Source organism: Agromyces humi (assembly GCF_009720255.1).
GTDB classification, from domain to species: Bacteria; Actinomycetota; Actinomycetes; order Actinomycetales; family Microbacteriaceae; genus Agromyces; species Agromyces humi.
In genome coordinates, this window is sequence record NZ_WJSP02000245.1 from 1 (window position 1) to 5,585 (window position 5,585).

Annotated in this window: 6 protein-coding genes and 1 pseudogene; 2 read left to right on the top strand and 5 right to left on the bottom strand. The window is 73.8% G+C overall.

Going from position 1 to position 5,585, the window contains the following annotated elements:
* The 4 genes from GH736_RS16040 to GH736_RS16055 form a co-directional block, all read right to left on the bottom strand.
* Positions 1-917, bottom strand: a 917-nt coding sequence (locus GH736_RS16040; protein ID WP_159605116.1) for an aldehyde dehydrogenase family protein, incomplete at its 3' end; no start/stop codon positions are given.
* On the bottom strand, positions 914-2,026 hold the full coding sequence (locus GH736_RS16045; RefSeq protein ID WP_159605118.1) for a mandelate racemase/muconate lactonizing enzyme family protein: 1,113 nt from the start codon (positions 2,024-2,026) through the stop codon (positions 914-916). The genes GH736_RS16045 and GH736_RS16040, both read right to left, overlap by 4 nt.
* The gene (locus tag GH736_RS16050) at positions 2,023-2,997 is read right to left on the bottom strand and encodes a 5-dehydro-4-deoxyglucarate dehydratase (RefSeq protein WP_159605120.1); all 975 of its coding nucleotides are present in this window, start codon (positions 2,995-2,997) and stop codon (positions 2,023-2,025) included. The genes GH736_RS16045 and GH736_RS16050 overlap by 4 nt, the downstream gene beginning before the upstream one ends.
* Positions 2,994-3,914, bottom strand: coding sequence for an NAD-dependent epimerase/dehydratase family protein (locus tag GH736_RS16055; RefSeq protein ID WP_159605122.1), 921 nt, complete (start codon positions 3,912-3,914; stop codon positions 2,994-2,996). The genes GH736_RS16050 and GH736_RS16055 overlap by 4 nt, the downstream gene beginning before the upstream one ends.
* A gap of 188 nt (positions 3,915-4,102) precedes the next feature.
* Here GH736_RS16055 and GH736_RS16060 point away from each other — a divergent pair, with 188 nt between their 5' ends.
* Positions 4,103-5,113 (top strand): LacI family DNA-binding transcriptional regulator, encoded by a 1,011-nt coding sequence (locus GH736_RS16060; protein WP_159605124.1) that lies wholly within the window; start codon positions 4,103-4,105, stop codon positions 5,111-5,113.
* Complete coding sequence (locus GH736_RS16065; protein ID WP_159605126.1) at positions 5,110-5,481, top strand: hypothetical protein; 372 nt, start codon at positions 5,110-5,112, stop codon at positions 5,479-5,481. The genes GH736_RS16060 and GH736_RS16065 overlap by 4 nt, the downstream gene beginning before the upstream one ends.
* On the opposite strand, the pseudogene GH736_RS25125 reads toward GH736_RS16065, so the two are convergent.
* Positions 5,459-5,585, bottom strand: a pseudogene (locus tag GH736_RS25125) (aminotransferase); the annotation flags it as partial. The gene GH736_RS16065 and the pseudogene GH736_RS25125 overlap by 23 nt on opposite strands.

Sequence of the window (5,585 nt, forward strand, 5' to 3'; positions counted from 1 at the left end):
TCCGCCACACGCGACGCGAAGCCCGAGCCGGCCGGCACGAACACGACGCCGGGGTTCGTGCAGAACTGGCCCGCGCCGAGCGTGAACGAGGCCGCGAGGCCCGACGCGAGCTCCTCGGACCGGGCGTCGATCGCGGCGGCCGTGATGAGCACGGGGTTCACCGCGCTGAGCTCTCCGTAGAAGGGGATCGGGTCGGGTCGCGATGACGCGAGGTCGAAGAGCGCGCGTCCGCCGTGCAGCGAGCCGGTGAAGCCGACCGCTCGCACCTCGGGATGCTGCACGAGCTTGACGCCGGCATCCCGGCCCACGACGTGTCCGAAGACGCCCTCGGGTGCTCCGGCGGCGGCGAGGGCGGCGGCCACGATCTCGGCCGTGCGGCGCGAGAGTCGAGGGTGCGCCGAGTGGCCCTTCACGATGACCGGGCACCCGGCCGCGAGGGCCGACGCGGTGTCGCCGCCGGCGACCGAGAACGCGAAGGGGAAGTTCGACGCGCTGAACACGGCGACGGGACCGAGCGGGCGCAGCATCCGTCGCAGGTCGGGGCGAGGAGGGATCGTGGTCGCGTCGGGGTGGTCGATGGTCGCTTCGAGGTACGAGCCCTCGAGCACGGCCGACGCGAACAGCCGCAGTTGCGACGTGGTGCGCGCGAGCTCGCCGGTGAGCCGCGGCGCGCCGAGGTGCGACTCCTCGTCGGCGAGCGGGATGAGCTCGTCGGATGCCGCCTCGAGGGCGTCGGCCACGGCGGTGAGCCACGCGGCGCGATCGGTGGCCGTGGATGCGACGGTCGTGGCGAAGGCGCCGCGGGCGGCATGGGCGACCCGGTCGAGCTCGGCGGTCGTGGTGCCGTCGACGGCGGTCGTAGTGCCGGCGACGCTGTTCGCGGTGCCGGCGACGGTGTTCGCGGTGGTGGCGGTCATGGTTCCTCCGTGCGGTGGGCGGATGCCGCGGCATCCGCTCGGGGTTCGGTGAAGCGGATGCCGAGTCCAGTCTGCCCCGTCGTGCGCACCTCATGGCCGTCGACGACGACCGGCGACGGCGCCGCGAGCGCCCCGAGCGACTCGAAGGAGGCGTCCTCGACGGACTCGACGAGGTGGTGGCCCGGCAGGGTCAGCGCGAGTTGCGCCGAGAGCTCGAGCAGCAGATGGGGGGCGAGGTCGACGCCGCGGTCGGCCGCGAGGTCGGCGATCGCAAGGAACGGCGTGATCCCGCCGACGCGCACGATGTTGGGCTGCACGACATCGACGACGCCGGCGTCGATGAACTCCGCGAACCGGTACCGGGTGTGCAGGTTCTCGCCGAGCGCGACGGGCACCTCGATGCGCGGGCGCAGCGCGACGTGGGCGGCGAGGTCGTCGGCGCGCAGCGGCTCCTCGATCCAGGCGAGGTCGAACGCGGCGAGCTCGCCGATCGCCCGCTCGGCCTCCTCGAGGCTCCAGCGCTGGTTCGCGTCGATCATGAGGCGACGGTCGGGGCCGATGACCTCGCGCACGGCGCGGATGCGCTCCACGTCGCGGGCGAGGTCGGGGCTGCCGACCTTGACCTTGACCGCGTCGAAGCCCGCGGCCACCCAGCGCTCGGCCTGGGCGACGAGGTCGTCGAGCGGGTAGTGCAGGTTGACCCCGCTGCCGTACACCTCGGCCGTCTCGTGCCGGCGCCCGAGGTGGTCGGTGATGCCGGCGCGGGCGCGACGGGCGGCGAGGTCCCACAGCGCGAGGTCGAGTCCGGCCATGGCGATGGTCGTGATGCCGCCGCCACCGCCCTCGTGCAGGTGCCGCCAGAGCGGCTCCCACAGCGATTCGGCGTCGGCGTCGCGGCCGAGGGCGAAGGACGCGATGTCATGGTCGAGGTGCGCCTGCACCGCGGCCGCCCCGATCTGCGGCGTCCACGAGAAGCCGTGGCCGACGTTGCCGGCCGCGTCCTCGACGACGACCTCCACGAGTGACAGGTCGCGCACGTCGGGCCCCCACGGACGCGACAGCGGCACGCGGATGCCGTGGGTCGCGATGCGGCGGATCGTCGCGGTCACCGCACCGCCGTCTCGAGGGAGCCGGCCCGGCCCGCGGCATCCGTCGCCGTGCCGATGCGCTCGACGAGCGCGAGCCCGGTGTCGAGGATCTCGCCGAGCCGTCGCTCCTGGTCGGGTGTCGGGTCGACGAGCGGCGGCCGCACCGGTCCGACGTCGAGGCCGCGCAGCCGCAGGCCCGCCTTGATGAGTGAGACACCGAAGCCCGGCGTCTCGTCGCGCAGGCGCACGAGGGGCGCGTAGAACTCGCGGAGCAGCAGCATCCGGGTCGCCTCGTCGCCGTCGGTGTAGGCGCGGTAGTGCAGGGCGCCGACCTCGGGGATCATCGCGAACGCCGCCGAGGAGTAGAGCGGGATGCCGATGCCGCGGTAGGCCCCCTGGCTGAGCTCGGCGGTGAGCAGGCCGTTGAAGAACCGCAGGTCGCGCCCGGTGGCCTCTGCCGCGAGCACGATCTCCTGAGCGAGCCCGATGTCGCCGGTGCCGTCCTTGAAGCCGACCACCTTGGGGTTCTCAGCGAGTCGGGTGATCGCGTCGGCCGTGTAGCGGGCCGTGCCGCGGTGGTAGACGATGACGGGCAGATCGGATGCCGCGGCCACGGCCTCGACCCACGCGACGAGTCCGGCCGTGGTGCCCGACACGAGGTACGGCGGCAGGAGGAGCAGGCCGTCGGCGCCCGCCTCGGCGGCACCGCGGGCGAGTTCGATCGCGTGGCCGAGCGGGCCGCCGGCGCCGGCGATGACGGGCACGCGGCCGCCGACCACCCCGACCGTGGTGCGCACGACGTCGATCGCCTCGCGTGCCGAGAGCGCGTGGAACTCGCCCGTGCCGCACGCGGGGAACACCCCGCCCGGGCCGAACGGGAGCCGAGTGCCGACGTGCTCGGCCAGCACGTCGTGGTCGATCGCACCCGCCGCGTCGAAGGGGGTGACGGGGAAGAAGAGCACGCCGTCGAAGTCGGGTGCGGGTGCGGTCATGAGCGGCTCGATTCGGTCTGCTGGGTGGTCAGGACAGGGGAGGCGGCGGCGAGCTCGCTGCGCCAGTCGCGCTCGGGCCGCCAGCCGAGCAGCCGGGCGGCCTTGTCGATGGAGAAGACCGGGCTCGTTCCGACGAGCGCGTCGGCGCCCTCGCCGAGTCCGGGCGCGACATCGCGCCACAGGTCGGCGACCGGCCGCGTGGCGAGTGCGTCGGCCGCACCGACGAAGAACCCCTCGCCGTCGACGACGCCGGCGGGCGCGGCGAGCCACGCGTCGACGAAGGTCGCGGCGTCGCGCGCGTCGAGGTAGTTGAACAGGCTGACGGCGGCGAGTGCGGGATCGGCCAGCCGCTCCGCGATGGTGTGGCCCTGCTGCGTGGGGGCACCGGCCCACTCCTCGGGCGAGACGACGTAGCACGGACGGAAGTACCCGAAGGCGCCCGGGGCGGTGCGCGCGAACATGCGCACGGTCTCCTCGATGACGACCTTCGACAGCGCGTAGGCGTTGGCGGGTGCGACGGGGTGCGTCTCGTCGAGGGGCACGGATGCGGCGCGCCAGCCGGGTGCGCCGTAGCCGAGCACGGTGGGGCTGCTCGCCGCGAGCACCCGCCCGACGCCGACGGCGGCCGCTGCGGCGAGCACCGTGTGCGCGAGCGTGGTGTTCGTGACGAGGATCTCGCGCTCGGGCGCGCTGAACGGCACGGCGATGCCGGCCAGGTGCACGACGGCGTCGGGCCGGGTCTCGTCGAGGAGGCGGGCGGTCGCCTGCTCGTCGCGGAGGTCGATGGACCGCTCGTCGATGCCGTCGAGCCCGGCGGGCGCCCGATCGACGCCGATCACTTGGTGGCGGGATGCCGCGAGCCCCGCGCACACGCTGCGCCCGAGCCGGCCCGACGAGCCGGTGACGACGACCTGCATGTGCCCTCCAGTGGGATGTCGAGAAACCGCTTTCTGGCTTCGAGACTACGTGGACACTGGGCTCGGCGGCAAGTTCATGGCTAGACTGGGGAACCGATTTCCCAGCTGCGGCCGGAGCCGGGGCGTCAGATCACCACGGCCCGGGCGCGCTGCCCGCGTTGCAACCGACATCGAGACCAGGGGGCGTGATGCGCGAACGGCCCCGCGCCGCGACGATCGCCGACGTCGCCGCGCACGCCGGGGTGTCGCAGGCCTCCGTGTCGCGCGTGCTCAACGGCAAGCAGTCGGTCGATCCGACCATCGTGCACCGGGTGCAGGCCTCCATCGCGGCCCTCGGCTACTCGCCCAGCGTCGCCGCGCGCAGCCTCGTGCACGGGCGCAACGACACGATCGCCATGGTCGTGCCCGACCTGGAGAACCCGCTGTTCCAAGGCATCCTCAAGGGCTTGAGCCTCGCGGCGGCATCCGACGGCTATCGCGTGATGGTGGCCGACACGGCCGAGCGCGTGGAGGACGAGGAGGCGACCGCGGTCGAGGCCAGGCACCGCTGCGACGCCCTCGTGCTGTGCGCCCCGCGCATGCCCGAGCAGCGCCTCCGGCGCCTCGTCGCCGCGCTCGCCCCCGTCGTCGTCGTGAATCGCTCCCTGCCCGATGCCGACGTGCCGATCGTGGGCATCGACTACGTGCGCGGCATCCGCGACCTCGTCGACCACCTGCGCGGGCTCGGGCACCGGCATCTCGCATACGTGAGCGGGCCCGCCTCGAGCGCCTCGAACGGCGAGCGGCTGCGAGGGGTGGCGGAGGTGGAGGCCGCGTACCCCGATCTCCGCATCGACGTCATCCCCGGCGGTTCCCGGCTCGAGGACGGGTACGCGGTGGCGGAGCCCGTCCTGGCCGCCAGCGAGGCCGGCGCCACCGCGGTGATCGCGTTCAACGACCTCGTGGCGTTCGGACTGCTCACCCGTCTCCGTCGGCTCGGCGTCGACGTGCCGGGCGCGCTGTCGGTCGCGGGATTCGACGACGTGCCCATGGCCGAGTACGCGACGCCGAGCCTCACCAGCATGTCGGTGCCCCGAATCGAGATCGGCGGACAGGTGTGGGCGCGCCTCCGCACCCTCATCGCCGGCGGCCCGATCCAGCACACGGTGCTCTACCGGCCGAGGCTCGAGGCGCGCGACTCGACGGGCCCGGTGCGATGAGCCGGCCCGCACCCTCGCAGGCTCCCGCCGACCGGGCCGGGAAGCGCGAGCGCCTACTCGCCCTGCTCGATCGACGCGGCGTGGGGTCGCTCGTGCTCCGCTCGCACACGGCGCTCGCCTGGTACCTCGACGGGGCGCGCACGCACGTCTCGCTCGCCGGCGACCCGGTGCTCGCCGTCGTGGTGTCGCGCTCGGGCGACGAGCTGCGCGTCTACTCGAACGAGTCCGATCGCCTGCTCGCCGAGGAGCTCGGCGACCTGGGGGGCGGCACCGTCACCGAGGTGCCGTGGCACGAGCCGCTGGCGCCCGCCGGCATCGCCGAGCTCGAGGAGGCCGACGCCGCCGCGGCTGGAACGGTGCGCCGTTGACGAAGGTGAGGTACTGCTTCACCGCCAGCACGCTCGTGACGAGCGTGGCGGGTGCAGTGAGCCAGCCGATCTTCCAGCCGGTGGTGCTGAAGGTCTTGCCGCCT